General features: G+C 44.1%; 15 protein-coding genes. All 15 read left to right on the top strand.

Annotated elements, in window-relative coordinates:
* Positions 1 to 215: 215 nt before the first annotated feature.
* The gene (locus MADE_RS10030; protein WP_012518485.1) at positions 216 to 1,337 is read left to right on the top strand and encodes a pyridoxal-phosphate-dependent aminotransferase family protein; all 1,122 of its coding nucleotides are present in this window, start codon (positions 216 to 218) and stop codon (positions 1,335 to 1,337) included.
* Positions 1,338 to 1,656: 319 nt separating this feature from the next.
* The gene (locus MADE_RS10035; RefSeq protein ID WP_020743614.1) at positions 1,657 to 2,373 is read left to right on the top strand and encodes an SIMPL domain-containing protein; all 717 of its coding nucleotides are present in this window, start codon (positions 1,657 to 1,659) and stop codon (positions 2,371 to 2,373) included.
* 12 nt (positions 2,374 to 2,385) lie between these two features.
* Entirely contained in the window at positions 2,386 to 2,841 is a 456-nt protein-coding gene (locus tag MADE_RS10040) for a GAF domain-containing protein (protein ID WP_012518487.1), read from the top strand.
* Positions 2,842 to 2,843: 2 nt separating this feature from the next.
* Positions 2,844 to 3,134 (top strand): hypothetical protein, encoded by a 291-nt coding sequence (locus tag MADE_RS10045; RefSeq protein WP_012518488.1) that lies wholly within the window; start codon positions 2,844 to 2,846, stop codon positions 3,132 to 3,134.
* Between the two features lie 16 nt (positions 3,135 to 3,150).
* On the top strand, positions 3,151 to 3,819 hold the full coding sequence (gene proQ / locus MADE_RS10050) for an RNA chaperone ProQ (protein ID WP_012518489.1): 669 nt from the start codon (positions 3,151 to 3,153) through the stop codon (positions 3,817 to 3,819).
* 2 nt (positions 3,820 to 3,821) lie between these two features.
* Positions 3,822 to 5,864 (top strand): carboxy terminal-processing peptidase, encoded by a 2,043-nt coding sequence (gene prc, locus MADE_RS10055; RefSeq protein WP_012518490.1) that lies wholly within the window; start codon positions 3,822 to 3,824, stop codon positions 5,862 to 5,864.
* An 82-nt stretch (positions 5,865 to 5,946) separates the two neighbouring features.
* Positions 5,947 to 7,281 (top strand): sodium-dependent transporter, encoded by a 1,335-nt coding sequence (locus tag MADE_RS10060; RefSeq protein ID WP_020743615.1) that lies wholly within the window; start codon positions 5,947 to 5,949, stop codon positions 7,279 to 7,281.
* A gap of 71 nt (positions 7,282 to 7,352) precedes the next feature.
* Complete coding sequence (nhaC, locus tag MADE_RS10065) at positions 7,353 to 8,828, top strand: Na+/H+ antiporter NhaC (protein WP_012518492.1); 1,476 nt, start codon at positions 7,353 to 7,355, stop codon at positions 8,826 to 8,828.
* A gap of 46 nt (positions 8,829 to 8,874) precedes the next feature.
* Positions 8,875 to 11,484: an aminopeptidase N gene (gene pepN / locus MADE_RS10070; RefSeq protein WP_012518493.1), complete on the top strand. Its 2,610-nt coding sequence runs from the start codon at positions 8,875 to 8,877 to the stop codon at positions 11,482 to 11,484.
* A 73-nt stretch (positions 11,485 to 11,557) separates the two neighbouring features.
* The gene (locus MADE_RS20885; RefSeq protein WP_014976595.1) at positions 11,558 to 11,713 is read left to right on the top strand and encodes a DUF2835 family protein; all 156 of its coding nucleotides are present in this window, start codon (positions 11,558 to 11,560) and stop codon (positions 11,711 to 11,713) included.
* A gap of 332 nt (positions 11,714 to 12,045) precedes the next feature.
* Positions 12,046 to 14,106, top strand: coding sequence for a DUF1302 domain-containing protein (locus tag MADE_RS10080; protein ID WP_023559712.1), 2,061 nt, complete (start codon positions 12,046 to 12,048; stop codon positions 14,104 to 14,106).
* 11 nt (positions 14,107 to 14,117) lie between these two features.
* On the top strand, positions 14,118 to 15,485 hold the full coding sequence (locus MADE_RS10085) for a DUF1329 domain-containing protein (protein ID WP_023559713.1): 1,368 nt from the start codon (positions 14,118 to 14,120) through the stop codon (positions 15,483 to 15,485).
* A 79-nt stretch (positions 15,486 to 15,564) separates the two neighbouring features.
* On the top strand, positions 15,565 to 16,224 hold the full coding sequence (locus MADE_RS20890; RefSeq protein ID WP_232363054.1) for a WD40/YVTN/BNR-like repeat-containing protein: 660 nt from the start codon (positions 15,565 to 15,567) through the stop codon (positions 16,222 to 16,224).
* Entirely contained in the window at positions 16,157 to 16,609 is a 453-nt protein-coding gene (locus tag MADE_RS20895; protein WP_232363055.1) for a beta propeller repeat protein, read from the top strand. The genes MADE_RS20890 and MADE_RS20895 overlap by 68 nt, the downstream gene beginning before the upstream one ends.
* 15 nt (positions 16,610 to 16,624) lie before the next feature.
* Positions 16,625 to 18,943, top strand: coding sequence for an efflux RND transporter permease subunit (locus MADE_RS10095; RefSeq protein ID WP_023559714.1), 2,319 nt, complete (start codon positions 16,625 to 16,627; stop codon positions 18,941 to 18,943).
* The last annotated feature ends 113 nt before the right edge of the window (positions 18,944 to 19,056 follow it).

Raw genomic sequence — 19,056 nt, forward strand, 5'->3', positions numbered from 1 at the left:
CTACCCATTTGCTATCTACTTTTATTTAGCGCTTCTTACTTAGTGTTCTATATATACGATTTAGAATCTATAACCAATTTCCCATTCATGTTATTTATCTTGGGAACAGGTGGTTGTTCCTTTTTATTAACATTGTAGTATGTCGAAAGTTATCGTAACTATGGATTACGATATTAATATTATAAACACGCCTTACATCGCTAAGAGGATGGATTATGCAATCGCTATCTACTTTTATTCCCCCTGAACGCACCTTGATGGGACCTGGACCGTCCGACGTTAACCCTCGCATACTGAATGCTATGGCAAGGCCAACACTTGGTCATTTAGACCCGTTGTTCATTGAATTAATGGACCAGACCAAACAACTACTTCAGTACGCTTTTAAAACCGAGAATGCGTTAACAATGCCAATTTCCGCACCTGGTTCGGCGGGAATGGAAGCGTGTTTTGTGAACCTTGTAGAGCCAGGCGATAAAGTCCTGGTTTGCATAAACGGCGTGTTTGGCATGCGCATGGTCGAAAATGTTGAACGCTGTGGCGGGGTAGCGATAACCGTCAACAATACATGGGGCGAGCAAACCGATTTAAATGCAGTAGAAGATGCGTTAAAAGCAGACCCTGCTATCAAGGTACTTGCTTTCGTACACGCCGAAACGTCCACTGGCGTACGTAATGAAGCCCAGGCACTTTGTGCTCTCGCTAAACAGTACGACTGCCTAAGTATCGTTGATGCCGTTACTTCGTTAGGTGGTATTGAGTTAGATGTAGACGGTTGGGAAATTGATGCAATTTATTCAGGTTCACAAAAATGTTTGAGCTGCGTTCCAGGTATTTCACCTGTTTCATTTAGTGAAAGAGCAGTGAACGTTATACAGAACCGGAAAACCAAAGTACAAAGCTGGTTTTTAGATATGAACCTTATTGTTGGCTATTGGGGGCAAGGCGCTAAGCGCGCTTATCACCACACGGCACCAGTAAATAGTATGTATGCCATGTATGAAGCGCTTCTTATTTTAAGAGAAGAGGGGTTAGAAAATGCGTGGAAACGCCATGCCGATGGCCATGAGAAGCTGGCTGCTGGTTTGCATGATTTAGGATTAGAATTAACCGTAGATAGCAACTACCGTTTACCTCAGTTAAACGTAGTAAAAATTCCAGAAGGCATAGACGATGCTTCGGTTCGCAAGCAACTGTTGGAAGACTTCAACCTAGAAATAGGCGCTGGCTTGGGTGAACACGCAGGCAAAGTATGGCGCATTGGTTTAATGGGATACGCGTGCAAGCCGCGTAACATCGACCACTGCCTTGCTGCGCTTCGAGCTGTATTAAAGTAAAGCCCCAATGCACAGGCTTTTGTCTCGTAAGCTTAAGCGTCGGTGTTCACCCGCTTGTGAACACCGACGCTAGGGCCAGTTGGTTGCCTAAGGGGCAACTATTTTCATCGCTTCCCGGCGCCCTTACCGTGTAAAAACTACGTTTCACCGACGTATCAGATAACCTAGCTCATATTCAGTGCTACTATGCAGTTAGCTCGAGTATTCATAAACTATTCAGTTATAAACGCTTATCCTTGGTATTTAGTAATCATTGTCATTTAAGTCTGATGAGACCTAAGATGATTACATTAAATAACACCATCAATAAGGAAACCCTATGAAACGACTCTCGCTTAATAAAAATGCAATACCTTCAAAAGCGCTTATAGCATCAGCGTTCTTGGCGTTATCAACGCCATTTGTCTGTGCGCACGCCGCCGAGAGCGCTAGCATAAGTGTACAAGGGGTAGGTGCCATAGAGGTGACGCCCAACGCTTACTCTGTAACGCTTGTTGTTGAAGAGCAGGGCAACACCGTAGGCAAACTCAATACCCAGCTCGATTCAGATTTGCGCGCTATTGTTACGTTCCTGCTTGAGCAAGGCATTGAACAAAAGCATATACAAAGTATGCAAGTTCGCTTACAACCGCGCTATATAAATACGCCTCAAGGTAGACAGCAAGAAGGCTTCACGTTATCTCGCGATATCACTGTTACATCGACTGATTTAGAAACCTATGACAAAGTACTCGATGGCGTACTTAAACGAGGCGTTGACCGCATACAACAATTTAACTTTATTTCTGTTGGTGAAGGTGATGCTTATCAAAAAGCACTTATCGCTGCGGTTAAAAACGCAAAGCAACGTGCACACTTATTAGCGAAAGAATTAGAGGTTGAAGTAGGTGAAGTAGTTGCAATCTCTGAATCTGGTGGCAATATGCCGATTCCAGTAATGCGCGCCGAAGCTTTTGCCAAAGACATGTCTATGTCGCTGCCTGGTCAAGAACGTATTGAAGCGCGTGTAAATGTCTCATTTAAAATTGTTCAATAGCAGGAATATCGTTTGAAAGAACCACAGTACAGCCAGTTAATCAATCAAGCTAAAAGCTTGGTTTCTGGTGAACACGACCTTATCGCCAATATGGCCAATATCAGTGCGCTTTTATTCAACCACCTTGAAGAAGTGAATTGGGCTGGTTTTTATCTTTACAAAGAAGAACAGCTGGTATTAGGTCCGTTTCAAGGTCAACCCGCATGTATTCGTATTCCATTAGGGAAAGGCGTTTGCGGTACAAGTGCAAGTACTCGTACCGTACAGCGTATTGCTGATGTCCATCAGTTTGAAGGTCATATTGCATGTGATGCAGCATCAAACTCGGAAATTGTCGTTCCTCTTGTGCTAAATGACAGCCTTGTTGGTGTACTTGATATCGACAGTCCTGTATTTGAACGTTTTACAGAAGAAGACGAAAAAGGGCTTGTTGAAATTGCTCAAATTCTTATGGATTCGCAGAAATAGTTATGAAATCCAGTGTTGATATTCACGTTGTTTTATCCACGTTTGAGGATATGGAAGACTTTCACGATGACCCAGATGAGGCATCTGAACGTTTAAACTTTATTCTACATGCCGTTTATGACAACGCCGAAGAAGATATTGAAACACAGCGTTTAGAGCAAATTTTGCACTACGCATGGGAATCTTGGCAACAAGATAGACATTTATTAGAAATAGATGACGACGAATTGCTTGATTGGGTTGACCACACGCTGGCAACTTGGGATGATGCAGTTAACGATGAAATCTCCTGAATAATTTAGAAAGTTAATGGAATCACCAGAGAAGTTTACCAATAGTAAGGAAGTAATAGCTTTCCTTGCAGAGACCTTTCCGAAATGTTTTAGCATTGAAGGCGAGGCCCGCCCACTCAAGATCGGTATTTTTCAAGATCTTGCCGAACGTTTAGAAGAAGATGAACGCGTAAGTAAAACATTACTTCGTTCAACGCTTCGCCATTACACCAACAGCTGGCGTTATTTGTACAGCATCAAAGAAGGTGCTAATCGCGTGGACTTAGACGGCGTAGAAGGCGATGCTATTGAAAAAGAGCATGCAGACCACGCTAAACAACAGCTAGATGAAAGCAAAGCTAAAGCTGCCGAAAAGCGCAAAGCTAAGCTAGCTCAACAGCCCAAGCGCAAAGATAAACGTCAATTTAACCGTCCAAAAGGTGAAAAATCTGCAAATTCGGACCATGCTGATACTAAGCGTGGAACTAAACCGAAAAATAACAGACCAAACACAACACCACCTGCGAAATTGACAGATAGCGATTTACAACAAGGTACGCAAGTTACCGTTAAATTAGGTAAAGCACCTATGCCAGCAGTAATCACCGAAGTTGCTAAAGATGGTATTCACGTTCAACTAGACTCAGGCATGGTAGTTAAAGTAAACGCAGACGCTTTACGTTTGGCACGCTCCAAGAGGTCGTAAATATGAGAGACATCCTTCGAATTTCCATCGCCAGTGCTTTTCTTACCGTTGGGGTAGGAGCAGGTGCTGTTACGTCAACACCAGAAGTAGACGAGCTTCCTATTTTGCAGCAGGAATCTCAGCACAGTGTTGCGGCTAAGCGAGTAAGCGCACTCTTCACTAGAGCGCATTACAAGGAAATCGCGTTGGATGACGTCCTCTCGGCACGAGTTTATCAGCGCTTTATCGATTCGTTAGATCACAATAAGCAAGTTTTACTGTTATCTGACGTTGTGAGTTTTGAAAAATATCGCACGCTATTCGATGATGCGCTGAGTAAAGGCAACCTGTCAGTCGCTTATGACATGTACAATGTAAGCGCAAAACGCCGTATAGAACGCTATGAATTCGCGTTAGACTTATTAGAAAAAGGGCCGTTCGACTTCGAAAAAGAAGGAGACAAGTTCTTTTATGATAGAGAAGACGCTGAGTGGCCGGCGAATAAAGCCGAGCTAGATGAAATTTGGCGTCAACGTGTTAAATACGATGCGCTGAATCTTATTCTTGCTGACAAGACATGGGAAGAAGCGAAAGCGCTTCTAACTAAACGCTATACACGTGCCATTAAACGTACAAAGCAAGCAAAAAGCGAAGACGTTTTCCAAACGGCAATGAACGCTTTTGCACGCACAATTGAAGCGCACACAAGTTATTTATCTCCCCGCAATGCCGAACGTTTCCAGATGGACATGAACTTGTCTTTCGAAGGAATAGGCGCGGTGTTACAAAGTGAAGACGACTACACCGTTATTAAAAGTGTTGTTCCAGGCGGTCCTGCCGATGAGTCAGGTGCAATTAAGCCGGAAGACAAAATTGTTGGTGTAGCGCAAGACGATGAAGAATTCGTCGATGTTATCGGCTGGCGTTTGGACGAAGTGGTTGAGCTTATAAAAGGGCCAAAAGGTAGTACGGTTCGTCTTCAAGTCGAAAAAGGGGCGACCGAGTCGAAAACCACGTCAGTTGTAAGCCTTACCCGCGATAAGATCAAACTTGAAGATCGGGCTGCTAAGTCTGAGGTTTACGTCCCTGAAACAGGCCCTCACGCAGATGAGCCCCTTGGCGTTATTACTATCCCAAGTTTTTACAACAACCTAAGCATGGATGTTGCAAAAGAAATAGAAAGCTTAAAAGCACAAAATGTTAAAGGGGTAATTGTTGATTTACGCGGTAATGGTGGCGGGTCACTTACCGAAGCTACACTGCTAACAGGTCTATTCATTGAAAAAGGGCCAGTGGTTCAAATTCGTTATGGCCAAAGTAAGGTTAGCGTAAACCGCGATACCGATGGTGAAGTTGCGTACGACGGTCCGCTAACTGTACTTGTTGATAGATACAGCGCCTCTGCGTCGGAAATATTTGCAGCTGCCATGCAAGACTACAACAGAGCATTAATCGTCGGTGAACAAACCTTTGGTAAGGGCACGGTGCAACAACATCGCGGCTTAGGCAAAATTTACGACCTGTACGATAATCCATTAGGTAGTGTTCAATTTACTATTGCTAAGTTCTATCGCATTGATGGCGGAAGCACGCAGCACAAAGGTGTAATTCCAGATATCCTTTATCCATCTGCCGTAGAACCTGCAGAGTGGGGCGAGAGTCAGGCTGAAAATGCATTGCCGTGGGATAGCATTAATCGTGCAAATTACACTACCTTTGCTGATGGCACCGCGGCGCTAGATGTGCTGACTGCTAAACACAATAAGCGTATTATGCAAGATCCTGAATTTTCTTATATTCATGAAGACATCAAGGAATATAAAGAAAATAAAGACAAGGATTTTATTTCATTAGTTAAGTCTGAACGTGAAGCAGAGAAAAAAGAAGCGGAAGAAAAGTCGCTTGCTCGTGCTAACGAACGTTTACAGCGTATGGGAATGGAAACGGTCTCAACATTGGACGACCTACCTGAAGATATGGAAGAATTAGACCCATTCTTAGATGAAGCGGCCAATATAACTTTCGATATGATTGAAACAGGCCGTTACGCAATAACAAGAAACTAAATGATTAGAAGAAAGGGCTGGTCTAGGGCCAGCCCTTTTTTTGTGTCTATAAATTATTAAAACAATAATAAAGGGAAATAACATGGCTATCAGAGGCGAATTTTCCTCTAGAATTGGGTTCGTGCTAGCAGCGGCAGGCTCGGCAGTTGGACTCGGCAATATCTGGGGTTTTCCCACCAAGGTAGCGAGTAACGGTGGTGCAGCGTTTGTCCTCGTCTACTTACTTCTCGCATTCGTACTTGCATACCCCGTTCTAATGGCTGAGCTTATAATAGGGCGCAGCTCACGTTCTAACATGGTTGATGCCTTAGGCAAAATATCCGGTAACTTCATTGGTAGAGCAACTGGTATATGGGGCTGTATTACAGTTTCACTTATTCTTGCTTTTTATGCCATTGTTGGCGGTTGGATGCTGGTTTACTTCGCTGACTCGGCAGTCAATATAGTCGGGCTATCTAGCGCAAGTGACTGGCTGCTTACCTCTTCGGTTACGCGTAACATTTTATTTTGCTTTCTTTTCATGAGCTTAACCGCATTTATTGTTGTCGGTGGGGTAAAAGCAGGTATAGAGAAGTGGTCGGTTCGACTAATGCCCACCTTGGTTATTCTCATTCTTGCGTTGATTGTATATGTAAGTTTGCAACCCGGTGCTTCAGAAGGCTGGGCGGCCTATTTAGTGCCCGACTTTTCACGCGTGTTAGACCCAGAGTTACTTATCAACGCCATGGGGCAGGCGTTCTTTTCCATGTCCTTAGGCGTGGGCACTATGTTGGTTTACGGCTCGTATTTAAGCAAAAAAGAAAACTTACCCACCATTGGTGCATCTGTAGCCTTGGTTGATATTGGCGTGGCAGTTATTGCAGGTATGCTAATTATTCCCGCTATGTACGTCGCTTTAAATAACGGTGTGGAAATCTTTACGCCAGAAGGTGCGTTAATTCAAGGTGACTCACTTATTTTCAAGGTACTGCCTGCCTTATTCGAAACCATTGGCACTGTCGGTCTGTTTGTAGCCTTTACGTTTTTTGCACTCATGGCCATTGCTGCGGTCACGTCGTCAATATCGATGCTAGAAGTCCCGGTCGCCTATATGGTGGAAAGCAAAGGCTTAAAACGCAAAAAAGCCGTGTTGCTGATGGCCACCATTATCTTCATTTTAAGCTGCGTCATTATTCTTAATTTTGAATTGCTGTTTGGCTTTGTTATTGCGCTTACCACCGAGTACAGCCAACCCTTACTAGGGTTAGCGCTTTGCATATTTGCAGGGTGGGTATGGAGACGAGACGCAATATTAGAAGAACTAAAGCAAGGCGATCAGTTTGCTGAGCACAGCATCTTTTGGAAAATCTGGCCGTGGTATGTGCGCTTTGTTTGCCCAGTAATCATAGCGTTGATGTTCTATCGCTCGGTGTTTTAACCCTCGGTGTACAATGAATTCAACACGCGTAGCCCGTTGTAAATACAATAATAAGGTTTTTAAAAACGACAATGACGAATAAAGAATTAAAAACGCCGTCACTTCTCGATGCACTTCTTCCTATACTTGCTCTTATAGTAATGATGGGAAGCGCAGTGTACCTTTTCGCTGATAACTCGTCTTACGGCCCGAACCAAATTGCACTTCTTCTCGCTATGGGTTTAGCTGCTATTATTGGCATGAAAAATGGCTATAGCTGGAAAACGATAGAAAAGGGCATTGTTGACGGTATTTCTATGTCCCTAGGTGCCTGCTTAATTCTTCTTGCTGTTGGGTCACTTATCGGTACTTGGATGCTAGCGGGTACGGTTCCAACCCTAATATATTTTGGTTTAGAGTTACTTAACCCCTCTTTTTTCTATGCCGCAGCATGTTTAATTTGTGCCGTTGTAGCGATGAGTATTGGAAGTTCTTGGACTACCGCAGCTACCGTCGGTGTCGCGCTAATGGGCGTATCCGCAGGTATGGAAATGTCAGCGGCGATAACCGCAGGCGCAGTGGTTTCTGGTGCGTATTTCGGCGACAAGATTTCTCCGTTGTCAGAAACAACAAACTTAGCACCCGCAGTAGCTGGAACCGATTTGTTTGAACATATTCGCTATATGCTTTGGACTACTATCCCAAGCTTTGTTATCGCGCTTATTTTATTTACCATCTTAGGATTCAGTGAAGTAGGCGAAGCTAAGGCAGAGCGCATTGAACAAATGCAGCAGCTTTTAAATGCCTCCTTCGACCTAGGTTGGCACCTGCTTATTCCGTTGGTTGTATTGCTTACACTTGCCATTAAAAAAATGCCTGCGTTTCCTGCGGTATTTATCGGTGCGCTGTTAGGCGGTGTTTGGGCAGTGGTATTTCAGTGGGATGTAGTAATGTCTATGGCAAGCAGCGACGACTCAGCCAATGTTGGCGCACTAAAAGTCGTGTGGACGGCGCTTTTTGACGGCGTAAGCTTTTCTACACCCGACGAGAACTTAAATAGCTTGCTGTCTCGCGGTGGTATGTCATCCATGCTTAATACTATTTGGCTAATCATTTGCGCAATGTCTTTTGGCGCAGTACTTGAACGGGTTGGCCTACTTAAACGCGCGGTATCTGCTATTTTACTTGGCGCAAAATCGGCGGGCGATATGGTCAGCCGTACTATTCTTACTTGTTTTGGTACAAACCTTGTTACTGCTGACCAGTATATATCTATTGTTATGCCAGGGCGTATGTACAAAGAAGAGTTTAAAAAGCGTGGTTTAGATCAACTCAACTTGTCTCGTAGCCTTGAAGATGGCGGCACGCTTACCTCTCCACTTATTCCATGGAACACGTGTGGTGCTTATATGCACAGCGTATTGCTTGTGAATCCGTTTGACTACGTGTTTTATGCTTTCTTTAACGTTATCAATCCGATCCTTGCTATTATCTATGCGTATTTAGGTATTAAGATTTTACGAATCACACCACCTACGGTTGAAGTAAACAGTAAAGAAACCGTTTAAAAAAACGTTCCATTACATCCACGTAGGCTTTCTTTTAGGAGGATCTATGTCAGTTCAAGCTAAACGCCGGGCGGATTATCAGCCGCCCGCTTTTTCAATAGCGACAGTTGACCTACACATTACGCTTCACCCAACCGAAACTAAGGTTGTTAGTACCCTTGCCATCGCGCGTAACGGCGCGCACAACGCTCCCTTAGTGCTAGATGGGGACGGACTAGAGCTTAATGCCATAGCCGTTAATGGCGAAGCTTTATCTGAAGAATTTTACACCCTTGGTGACAATACGCTAAGTATTAACAGCGAACTCGATACGTTTGAGTTAGTCATTACGACAACTATTGCTCCTGAGCACAATAAAGCACTCGAGGGCTTGTACCTTTCAGGCGGCGCATATTGCACACAATGTGAGGCTGAAGGCTTTCGTCGTATTACGTATTTTATGGACCGCCCAGACGTCTTGTCAGTTTATACGGTTACTGTAGTAGCTGATAAATCTATTCCTATGCTGCTAGCCAACGGTAACCCAGTTGACAAAGGAGATATTGGAGCGAGCAGCCACTTTGTTAAATGGCACGACCCCCACCCAAAACCTTGTTACCTTTTTGCGCTTGTTGCCGGTGATTTTGATTTACTTACCGATAGTTATACGACAAGCAGTGGTAAAGAAGTCGCCCTTGAGCTTTATGTTGATAAAGGTAAAAAGTCTCAAGGAGTGTTCGCCTTAGAATCATTGAAACGGGCGATGAAGTGGGATGAAGACGTCTTTGGCCTAGAATACGACCTTGATATCTACATGATAGTGGCCGTCGACTTCTTTAATATGGGGGCAATGGAGAACAAAGGGCTTAATGTTTTTAATAGCAAATTTGTTCTGGCCGACCAAGAAAGCGCGACAGACGATGATTTTTTCAATGTAGAATCTGTGATTGCACACGAATACTTCCATAATTGGACAGGCAACCGCGTCACCTGCAGAGATTGGTTTCAGCTAAGTCTTAAAGAGGGGCTAACGGTATTTAGAGACCAGCAGTTCAGTGCTGATATGACATCAGCGCTTAGTAATCGCATTAAACATGTGCGGGTCATGCGAGAGCACCAATTTGCTGAAGACGCCAGCGCAATGAGTCATCCTATCCGCCCCGAAGAAGTGATTGAAATGAATAACTTCTATACGGTTACGGTATACGATAAAGGCGCTGAGGTGATCCGTATGTTCCATACGCTTTTAGGCCCAGATGGCTTTAGGCGTGGAATGGATGAGTACTTTAAACGCCATGATGGGCAAGCGGTAACATGTGACGACTTTATTTCAGCTATGCAGTCTGCTACTGATTTAGATTTAACCCAGTTTGCACGTTGGTACAGTCAGTCCGGAACACCGGTTATCTCTGTCGAGCATAAAATTCAAAACGATGACAATGATGACGTTATCCATACGTTTACCTTGTCACAACATACGCCCGCCACGTCTGATCAAAGTGAAAAGGAATCGCTGTATATTCCGGTAAACATTGAAATTATTGATGATGAAGGAAATACATACACTGATAATGAGTCGATGATTCAAAATGGCATGGTAATTTTGAATGCGCCCTCGATGAGTTTTACCGTAAATGCCGAAAATGCTTCATTAACGCCTGTGGTGTTGGGTAATTTTTCTGCGCCGGCTAAAGTCGAAAACCCACTTGATACAGCATCACTGCTCACTATCTTTAAGTATGCCAAAGACCCGTTTAATCGTTGGGATGCAATGCAGACCCTATACGACCGCTGTATTAAACAGATTGAAGATGCACCAGGCTGTGCGATTAGCAATGATATTTGGGAAGGCATCAAGCAAGCAATTGCACAAGAGCAAAGTAATCTTGAGTTGTTAGGTGAGTGCTTAGTTACCCCGTCATTTGAAACCTTGTGTCAAAGCCGCAGTAACATTAACGTTTCTGCACTTTCGAAAGCGCGAAAAGCATTTTGTGATCAATTTGCACAAGCGCTTGAGCAAGAATTATTGCAAGTATTTAACAACATAGATGCAGCATCATACAGTTACACGCAAGACGCAGTAAACCAACGTCGCTGCAAGAATGTGGTGCTTGCACACTTAGCACGGTTACCTCAACATGAAGGCGCTATTGTCGCGCAGTTTGATGCTGCAGATAACATGACCGATACACTAGGGGCTCTAAGAAGCGCTCAACATTGTAATTCCGCGACATTTGATACCCTAATGGCACGATTTGAAGCAACGTGGAATCACGACCCACTGGTATTAGACAAGTGGTTTGCGCTTCACGCTACGCAAAATCGTGACGATATTTTTGCCACTATTACCATGCTTTGTGAACACCCGCAGTTCGCAATGAGTAACCCGAATCGCGTACGTTCTGTTATTGGAAGTTTTGCTTTTTATAACAGCGAAAGGTTCCATGCATTAGATGGCAGTGGGTATAAGTTTGTTACCGACTATTTGCTTAAGCTCGATGCAGTTAACCCGCAAGTAGCAGCGCGAATTGTAACACCACTAACGCAGTGGCAAGGGTTTGCAAACGAACATCAAGTATTGATGAAACAGCAGCTTGGGCGTTTATTAAATCATAAAGGCTTAAGTAAAGACGTGTTCGAAAAAGTAAGTAAAAGCCTTGCTTATGACAAGCATTAGCCAAACTGACTCGGTTTTTTACTTTTCAATAAATGCACCTTACAAGCAATGTGAGGTGCTTTATGTTCCATCTATGCCAGATGTGGTCATGGTCAGTGAATCAGGCCTAAGCGTCCAGGTACCGACCAACAGGCTCAGGCAATTTGTTACGTCTGATGGTATTAAAGGTCGTTTTAGGATGATTATTGATGCCAACAAAAAAATAAAATCCTTTGAAAGGCTCGCATAGAGCTTTTTTGTACGCGAAGAATTACTCTTTGGTATACGAGCTTTCACCACTCCCATACATAACACTTATGCGCTTTCTTTTGTCAATGAGCGTTCCAAAATACTAAACGCAACAGTTTCGCAATATTTCTGTACATTTTTTCTGCAAGTTTATAAATGCCCTTTATATTCACAATAAAGCAATAACTATTTGATACGACTAATGTTGTAAATTTTGTTAACTGGTAGGATTAGTTCTTGCGGTTGTGGCAAAATGATGTAATGATTTTGTTAATCGTTATGGTTGGTCATGATGTCACGTATTAAGTCACATCGACTTGGGAGTATAAAAATATGAAAAACGGGCCTAGCGCTTTTAAGATATCACCGGTAGCAGCGGGAGTTCTCTCACTGTTAGGTGCTGCTGCAGTACCTGTACACGCTGCAAATTGGCAGGTAGGTGATGTGAGTATATCTTTAGATTCAACATTTACCTTAGCTACTAGCATTCGAACTGAAGCACGAGATTACGACCTTATCGGTAACAGTAACCACCCTCAGTTCGATTGGAGCGGTTATCACGCAGCATTCAATCCTTTATACCCAAGTGGCGATGTGTGGGGTTTAGCCGATGGTGCTTATTCTACTAATGGTGACCTTGGTAACCTTGCACACGATCCAGGTGACGCGTTTGCAACGCAAATTTCAGGTACACATGAATTAGATATTAACTTCGGCGATTACGGTTTCTTCGCCCGTGGTTTCTGGTTCTACGACTTTGAGCAAATGGACGGCGACCGTCCATACTCTAACCCAATAACGGGTAACCAATACGACTTGTGTCAAGACCCCGAAGCAGAAGACCTACTGTGTACCGATGTACGTCTTTACGACGCATTCTTCTATGGCGATTGGTGGATTGGCGACAAACCATTTACGCTTCGTGTAGGCCGTCAGGTGATCAGTTGGGGTGAAAGTACATTCATCCAGCACGGTATTAATACAACGAACCCTGTTGATGTAACTCGCGCTCGTGCTCCAGGTGCAGAACTTAAAGAAGTATTCCTTCCAGTAGGGATGGTGTACGCGTCTTTAGGTTTGACTGACACAGTGAGTATTTCTGGTTATTACCAGTACGAATGGGAGCGCAGCTGGCTTCCTGTTTCTGGCAGCTACTTCGCGGGCAACGACTTTGCAGGTGAGGGCGGTCAACGCCAGAATATTCAATTAGGTTTTAGTGGTAACCCTGATATTGACCTAGATCATTTATTGACTGCATTGAATGGTTACGGTGATTTATTACGTTCAGGCGCTGATGCTGCAGATATATCTCAGGCTTATCTCGCTTATCCGACAAAAGTTGTCATTCGTGGCTTCTCGGATGATGCGCATAATGATGCAGACGACCAAGGTCAATATGGCTTGCGCTTGACGTGGTTCGCTGAGAATTTGAATGAAACAGAGTTTAGTTTCTATCACATCAATTACCACAGCCAACGCCCGCTTATTTCAGGTAAGACATCAGACTTTACTGCTGAAGGTATTGGCGCAGATCTCGCGTTCCTAGCATCTAATACCGTTACTCGCGACAACATCACTGAACTGGGTGCATTTACACAGTCAGAGTTCTTCTACCCAGAAGATATCAAACTTTATGGTATGAGCTTTAACACTAATATCGGTACTACGGCTCTTGCGGGTGAATTTGCTTACCGCGTGGATGAGCCGCTTCAAATCGATGATGTTGAATTGCTTTACATGGGTATGCCAGAGCAGCTTGCGAATGCTGGGCTACGTCCTGATTTTGGAGGTATTTCACAGCTAAACAATATCGGAAGAGCAGTAGGTCCAGGCGAGATAGCGGAAGGTTATCTATTCTCTGATACATGGCAAATGCAGTTTACTGCCTCACACGTATTTGGCCCTAAATTTGGTTCTGACAACTTCGTACTTCTCGGTGAAGTAGGTTATGTAAACGTTGTTGATATGCCAGACCCAGACGTCATTCGTTTAAATGCACCGGGTACTGCTCGTACACCGTCGCTCGAACCAATTAACGGTAACTCTCGTGAAGGTCTACATATTGGGCTTTCAGACGGCCCAGAGACTAACCCGTTTGCAACTGACGACGCGTGGGGCTATCGCTTATTGGCGGTTGCTGACTACAACTCAATATTCGCTGGCATGAACCTTCGTGTTCGCGGTACTTTCTCTCATGACGTTGAGGGTACTACGCCAGATCCATTATTCCTTTTCACAGAAGATGTTAAGTCTGCTGCACTTTCTTTCACGTTCGACTATTTAAGTAAATGGTCTGCAACGGCGTCTTACAGTGCGTTCTGGGGCGGCATTGGTACAACTAATGCGCTATCTGACAGAGACTTCATTTCATTTAACATCAAATACGCAATCTAAGAGTGGTTTTTATGATTAGAAAAGTAGGAATTATTGCAGCTGCCTTGTCACTGGCTTTATCTGGTGCAAGCGCTATGGCTAAAGTGTCTGAAGCAGACGCAAACAAATTAGGTAACGAACTTACGCCGCTTGGCGCAGAAAAAGCGGGTAATGCTGATGGCAGTATCCCTGCTTGGACTGGCGGTATTACCTCAGCACCGGCTGGTTACACAGTAGGTGATCATCACCCTGACCCATACCCAGAAGATAAGGTGCTTTTTGAGATAACCGCACAAAACTACAAAGAGTATGCGGACTTCTTATCTGAAGGCCAGAAAAAACTGTTTGAAGCGTATCCAGAAACGTTCCGCATGCCGGTTTACCCAACCCGTCGTTCTGCGTCGAACCCTCAGGCGATTTATGATGCAACTAAGGTAAACGCAACACGCGCTGAATTGCTTGACGATGGTAACGGCATTAAGGGTGCAGTATTGGGTATTCCATTCCCTGTACCACAAAATGGCTTAGAAGCGATATGGAACCATATTCTTCGTTATCGCGGAGCAGCGGTTCAGCGTAACGGTGGACAAGCAGCAGTTACTACCGGTGGTGATTACAACGTAATCGGTTTTGATGAGCAGTTGCTTATTAAATATGCAGAAGAAGACGCGACGCCAGAGAAGCTTACAGAAGACAACATTTTGTTTATGTTTAAGCAAAAGGTAACTAAACCAGCACGTTTGGCAGGGACAGCGTTGCTTGTACACGAAACGGTTGACCAAGTTAAAGAGCCGCGTAAAGCGTGGACGTATAACACCGGTCAGCGTCGTGTTCGCCTAGCACCTAATATCGCCTACGACACGCCAGGAACAGCGGCTGATGGCCTACGTACTACCGATGATTTTGATATGTTTAACGGCTCTCCAAACCGTTATGACTGGAACCTCGTTGGTAAGAAAGAAATGTATGTTGCGTATAACAACTATGCACTGCATTCAGATAGTGCTTCTTACGAAGATATTCTAAAGCCAAATCACGTTAACCCAGACCTTACACGTTGGGAAAAACACCGTGTATGGGTTGTTGAAGCAACGCTGAAAGAAGGTTTCCGTCACATTTATCAAAAACGTGTATTCTTCATTGATGAAGATAGCTGGCAAATTCAAGTTGCTGATATGTATGATAATCGTGGCGAACTCTATCGAGTTGGTGTAGCTTATGGTGTGAACTACTATGAAGTTCCTACACAGTGGTCAACGCTAGATGCGTATTACGATTTGAACTCTCGTCGTTACTTGGCCATTGGCCTTGATAACGAAGAGCAGATGTACGACTTCACCGTACGCCCCCGAGACGTAGAATTTACGCCTCAGGCGTTACGACGAGAAGGTATGCGCTAATCGCCTTACACAACAAACGGTTGGCAATGGCCAACCGTTTTTGTATGCAGACAATTATAAATAGGGGGAATGGTTAATTATGAAAAAAACCATTGCAGCGTGCATTGCCGCCACATTCGCAGTTAATTACTCTACAGCTGCACTTGCCGAAGAAGCATTCATGGCACCATTGGTTGAGCAATCGGTTCTTTTGGACATAGACGCTGATTCATTTGTCGTTATTGTCGGTGAACGCGGTCACGTATTAGTGTCAGAAGATGGTAAGGCGTTTAATCAAAAAGCCGTACCAACTCAATCAACGCTTACAGCAACTACGGTTGTTGGAGAAAATATTTGGGCAGTAGGTCACGACGCTGTCATTCTTCACTCTTCAGATAAGGGCGAAACCTGGGAGATACAAAATTATCAACCTGATCTTCAACGCCCATTTTTAGATGTATTATTCTTTGATGATAAGCAAGGTATCGCTACAGGTGCCTATGGCCTGTTTTATCGTACTTTAGACGGTGGGAAGACGTGGGCTGCGGAGCGTCATGCCAGCCTGCTTGACCCCATGGATCAAGAATATCTCGAAGAGGTTCGCAAAGAAGACGAGGCGTTTTATCAACAAGAACTTGAATCTATATTACCCCACCTTAATCGCGTTACCCTTGACGGTGATACGCTTTACCTTGCGGGCGAAGCAGGTTTGTTGCCAAAAGTACCGATATGGGAAGTCGTGGGAGCGCTATTTTGTTGATTACACAGGGTCATTCTTCGATATTAAACCGTTAGATGAAAACACCGTTTTGGCGGTGGGCCTTCGCGGGAACATTTTTGTAAATAAAAACCAAGGTGAGTGGGAGTACGTTCAGACCTGTTCAACCAGTACGCTTAACTCAATTCTTATTGGCTCTGAGTCGAAGGTTTATGCTTTAGGTAACAACGGAATGATGGTTAGCGCACAGCGCCCACTTCCAACTAGCATGCGTGACCCTTATGCCAACCCTTCGGATTGCAAAGCTGACGATGGCATTGTCGTATCTCAGATTAAAGATAAAGCCGCGCTTTTAAATGCCACACAGTTTAACGGTACAAGCATTGCTGTTACCGCAAATGGCATTAAAACGTTGAATTTAAAATAGGGCAGTATAAGAACAATGACCCATTTCCTTGAAAAATTAGTGTTTGGTAACCGAAAGATTGTGGTGGCGTTATTCACCATTGCGACGGTTTTTCTAGGTTACCAAGCCTCACAAATGCGCCTAGACGCAGGTTTTGAAAAAAACATTCCGCTAAATCACGAATACATGAAAACCTATATTGAGCATCGCCAAGATTTTGGTGGGGCAAATAATATTCTAGTATCCGTGTGTGATAAAAACGACAATATCTATAATCAAAACTTCTTCGATACCCTTAAGAATGTTCACGATCAGTTGTTTTTTATTAATGGTGTTAACCGTTCTCTGGTTATTTCTCTTTTTTCTCCGTCAACCCGCTTTACCGAGATTGTAGAGGGCGGATTTGCTGGCGGGCCTGTAATTCCGGCTGATTTCAATTCATCTAATCCCGAAGCCCTAGAGCTTGTTGCAGCAAACGTTGAGAAGGCCAATATTGTTGGTCGACAAGTTTCAAGCGATTACAGCTGCGCCATGGTGACAGCCCAACTGCTTGATATTGACCCTCAAACCGGTGAGCCGCTAGACACCCTAGCACTGGCAGCAGAGCTTGAAGAGCAACTTCGCGGTCAATACGAAAACGATAACACTTCTATTCATATTATCGGCTTCGCGAAAATGATTGGCGATGTGGCGGATGGTGCAAAAGACGTACTGGTCTTTTTCGCCATAGCTATCGCTATCACAGCGGTTATGGTGTATTTCTTCTCTCGAAGCATTATGCTCACTATTTTACCGTTAGTATGTTCGATTATTGCGGTTATTTGGCAGCTCGGGTTATTGACTTCAATTGGCTTTGGTATGGACCCTATGTCAATTTTGGTTCCATTCCTTGTATTTGCGATTGGTGTAAGTCACGGCGTACAGATGATCAATGCGGTAGAAAAGCACGCGGTAACAGGCATTGGTGCAAAACGTGCCTCGATGGCGGCGTTTAGAAACTTGTTGGTTCCAGGCGGAATAGCGCTGTTGTCCGATACAGTAGGCTTTATGACACTACTGGTTATCGATATCGGTATCATTCGTGAACTGGCAATAACAGCGAGTATGGGTGTGGCGGTAATTATACTTACCAACCTATTACTGCTTCCTGTATTGATGAGTTTCTTGAAACTTGACCAAAAGTATGTAGAAAAATTTGCGGGTAAGGAAAACGCCAATTCAAAATTCTGGGAAGTGATTGCATCTTGTTCGCGTAAAAAGCCGGCGGCAATCATCTTAATTGTCACCGCTATCTTATTTGTATTCGGGCACTTCCAAGCTCAGAATATGAAAATAGGGGACTTGCATGCTGGTGCACCTGCACTTCATGAGACGTCGCGATACAACCAAGACACTTTCCTTATTACCGACAAGTACGAAGTTACGGTCGATTACATTTCCATTTTGGTAGAAACTACGCCAGAGGCATGTACATCGCATAGCGTGATGAAGGCCATGGATGACTTCCAGTGGAAAATGGAAAACGTACAAGGTGTTCAATCGGCAGTATCGTTGGCCTCGGTAGCGAAAATTGTAAATGCAGGTTACAACGAAGGTAACGTCAAGTGGCAAGTCATTCCGCGCAACCAGCAAACCTTAGTTCAAGCTATTTCTCGTGTTCCAACATCATCAGGTCTATTAAACGGCGACTGCTCGGTCATGCCTATAATCCTGTTTATGGAAGATCATAAAGCTGAAACGATTTCTCGCGTCGTTGACGCCGTTAAGTCATATCGCGCTGAATACCAAAGTGACGATATGAAGTTTAGCTTAGCGTCTGGCCCAGTGGGTGTAATGGCCGCAACTAATGAAGCAGTGAGTGCAGCGCAAGACCCAATGATGCTTTACGTGTTCGGTGCGGTAATTGCGCTATGTCTTATTAGCTTCCGCTCAATCAGAGCGACCTTAGTAGTGGTTATCCCACTTTACGTGGTGTCAGTATTGGCCCAAGCACTGATGACATACCTTCAAATTGGCCTCACCGTTTCTACGTTACCAGTTATCGCACTTGGCGTGGGCATCGGAGTGGACTATGGTATTTATATACTCTCTACGAAGAGCTTAATGTTGAAGAAAGGTGCGACGGTGCAAGAAGCTTATTTCGCCGCACTTAAAGAGCGTGGAAGCGCTGTTTTATTTACCGGTATTACGCTAGCAATAGGCGTGAGCACATGGGTGTTCTCATCACTTAAGTTCCAGATGGATATGGGTATACTGCTTACATTTATGTTCGTAGTAAACATGCTTGGGGCAATAATTGTACTGCCCGCACTTGCAAGATTCCTATGGTGGAATAAGAACGACCCCGGTGCATAAATTATTTTTGCATAGCTAAGCAGAAAAAAGGGCCGTTAGGCCCTTTTTTTTGGGTCTTTTTTGCATAGTTATCTATGCTGTTAATATAAGGTTAAAAATGGGCTTTCATTAGC

The organism is Alteromonas mediterranea DE (assembly GCF_000020585.3).
Classification (GTDB): Bacteria; Pseudomonadota; Gammaproteobacteria; order Enterobacterales; family Alteromonadaceae; genus Alteromonas; species Alteromonas mediterranea.